A 2,435-nucleotide genomic window follows, 5' to 3' on the forward strand; every position below is an offset into this window, starting at 1 on the left:
GCTATTCCCGCAAAACGGCGTGACGCGCCAGTCTCTTGCCCAAAATGGGCTTATCGGTGCCGGCATCTCGTTGAAAACCTCTGGGCTCGCCTCAAAGTGGCGCGCTGTCGCAACCAGATACGAAAAAACAGCAACATCGTTCCTCGCCGTCATCCACATCGCTGCCGCTGCAGACTGGATTAAGCCATAACAGGCCCTAATCATATAAAACTGGCGTAGCCCACCACATGGGATGAGGGTAGGGAGGACTATATGGTTTCCCTTTCTCCAAAAATAGTGGATTATCACCAAAAATCTATATATTATGTAGATAACAGGAGATAATCACATGTCTGGGACAGCGCAGATTAGCTTGAAGGTTGATCAGGATTTAAAGAAGGAAGCATATGATAAGCTGAAGAAGCTAGGTGTAAAGCCAAGTGAATTTTTCAGAGATATGCTGGAGTATGTTGTGAAAGAAAACAAACTCCCGGTTTCAAAAGAAATTATATCCGCCGATGATATGGAGTTGTTAATGCTGGCGAAAGAACGCATTAATGAAAAACGAGTGCGCGTCCAGTTTAATGACCTCTAAAAAAAGCGATATGAACATTGAATATGGGATTGAATTTTCTATATCCGCAAAGAAAGAATGGGATAGATTATCGGGCGATATAAAGAAGCAGTTCAAGAAGAAATTAGATAAATTACGTTATGATCCATATTCAGCACCAAGATTGAGAGGTGATCTACATGGATTGTTCAAGGTAAAGCTTAAATCATCTGGTTTTAGAATGGTTTATCAGGTCATAGATAATGAAATTATCATATTAATTCTTGGAATTGGTAAACGTAACAATGATGATATCTATACCTCAATGAAGAATATGAAGATATTTTAGGAGAGATAATACTCCCAACAATTTTTATTATTTTATTTTATGTTTATATGGAACATGACTTACATTAAGTTGATCATATAGTTTTTCACGCATATTTTTTATTTCATTAATAGCATTTTTTCTATCTTGCTTATTTATATTATTTTTCTCTAATATTTCCTTTTCATAGTATTCCAGTTTTAATTTATTTTTTTCATAATCTATTACTTCAGACCTTAATTGTTCAATTCTTTCTTCTACCTCTTCCTTTGTACAAATTTTATTCATTACTATAATTCCATCATTACCTCCGCGATTTTTCATGTATCCATCTAGTTCATATTCTAAATTGTCTATTTGTGCTTTTTTTCTGTCAATATTATATTCGTTACTTTTATAGTCTTCCTTGGATTTGAAAGCATTAGTTAGTGAATGTTTGCTTTCTAAATATAAATTAACCGAATTTTTTACTTTATAGTAATAACATTCAACATCTACAAATAATATTTTACATTTATCATAACACTCAACATTATGATCTTTTTCTATGAATTTTTCAAAATGTTTCTTTGAGGCAAGAAATTTTGGTAAGAGATCATCTTTATTTTTAAAAATTTCTGATGGATCATGTTTAGAATTATCATCTTCATTGTTAGAACTATCATCTTTATCTAATCCTTTTTTTATTTTATATAATATTTTAACGAAGTCCTCATATACACGAAGTCTACTAATGAATAAATCCAGATTGTATTTGTTAGATGCTATTTCTCTTTGTGTTCTAGCTACTTTATACGCAGCTAAAGCTATAAAACCTGTTATTGAAATAGGGCCAAATGTCTTTACTAAAAAATGCCAATCACGCCAATTATCAGGCGCTGAACAAGCAAATGAATATATAGTCATAAAAAAGCCCCCAAGAATTAACTGGAGGCTCTCTTATCAGAAATAATATTGTTAGTTAATAACCCCACTATGTATCAATCCAAGCAATACGGCGGTTAGCCCAATCTAGAATGAAGGTATAATAATTGCGACCCGGAGCACCATAATCAACAACATCAGAACCATTGGGAGGCCAGATAGCCAAATCCAGTTCCATCATGGCCGGATCAATAAAGTCAGCCTGCTGTTTGACCAGCTTGGCAATACTTTCATAGCTTATGGTTCCAGCATCACGTAGTTCTGCCCATCGTGCTCGTAATTCAGGAAGGAAGTGAGTATAAAACATCTGGAAGAAGTTCGTTCCAGCCCAATAAGATTGAGTATTCTGATTCATAATGAACCCCATTTTTTCGGGAGCAGATGTCTCAACGGTTGTATTAAATTGAATCCCCCATGTTTCATCCATGTCATAAGCGCATTGATGCCAGATCATGCCGTCCCATGTGGTCATGTTGAAGTTATTTTGTGGCCCATCTCCACTTCCTGCCACTTCACAAAATAGAATATAATCCAACCAAGATTGTAGATTGATATAGTAAGGATGTAGGGCCTGTTAGCGCTTGAAATTCTTCCCATATTGTAGGGATGGAAGAAGGAGACGGAACAGGCACTTTTACGGACGAGACATGG

At 35.5% G+C, this 2,435-nt stretch carries 4 protein-coding genes and 1 pseudogene; 3 read left to right on the forward strand and 2 right to left on the reverse strand.

What is annotated here, in order from left to right; translation table 11 throughout:
* The 3 genes and pseudogenes from FKW19_RS15880 to FKW19_RS14790 all read left to right on the forward strand — a co-directional run.
* A pseudogene (locus tag FKW19_RS15880) lies at window positions 1–190 on the forward strand (transposase); the annotation flags it as partial.
* A gap of 138 nt (window positions 191–328) precedes the next feature.
* On the forward strand, window positions 329–574 hold the full coding sequence (locus tag FKW19_RS14785) for a type II toxin-antitoxin system RelB/DinJ family antitoxin (protein ID WP_116100355.1): 246 nt from the start codon (window positions 329–331) through the stop codon (window positions 572–574).
* Entirely contained in the window at window positions 564–881 is a 318-nt protein-coding gene (locus tag FKW19_RS14790) for a type II toxin-antitoxin system RelE/ParE family toxin (RefSeq protein ID WP_238331379.1), read from the forward strand. The genes FKW19_RS14785 and FKW19_RS14790 overlap by 11 nt, the downstream gene beginning before the upstream one ends.
* A 27-nt stretch (window positions 882–908) precedes the next feature.
* Here FKW19_RS14790 and FKW19_RS14795 read toward each other — a convergent pair whose 3' ends face one another.
* Both FKW19_RS14795 and FKW19_RS14800 read right to left on the reverse strand, forming a co-directional pair.
* Window positions 909–1,766 carry a hypothetical protein gene (locus FKW19_RS14795; protein WP_116100356.1) on the reverse strand — a complete coding sequence of 286 codons (858 nt, stop codon included), beginning with the start codon at window positions 1,764–1,766 and terminating at the stop codon, window positions 909–911.
* A 67-nt stretch (window positions 1,767–1,833) separates the two neighbouring features.
* Window positions 1,834–2,295: a hypothetical protein gene (locus FKW19_RS14800; protein ID WP_238331382.1), complete on the reverse strand. Its 462-nt coding sequence runs from the start codon at window positions 2,293–2,295 to the stop codon at window positions 1,834–1,836.
* Window positions 2,296–2,435 lie beyond the last annotated feature (140 nt).

This window comes from Acetobacter sp. DmW_125128, from assembly GCF_008704325.1.
Lineage (GTDB): Bacteria > Pseudomonadota > Alphaproteobacteria > Acetobacterales > Acetobacteraceae > Acetobacter > Acetobacter oryzifermentans.

Coding starts and splice junctions, on each gene's coding strand:
- FKW19_RS14785 (WP_116100355.1), top strand. CDS start 329: ATGTCTGGGACAGCGCAGATTAGCTTGAAGGTTGATCAGGATTTAAAG.
- FKW19_RS14790 (WP_238331379.1), top strand. CDS start 564: ATGACCTCTAAAAAAAGCGATATGAACATTGAATATGGGATTGAATTT.
- FKW19_RS14795 (WP_116100356.1), bottom strand. CDS start 1,766: ATGACTATATATTCATTTGCTTGTTCAGCGCCTGATAATTGGCGTGAT.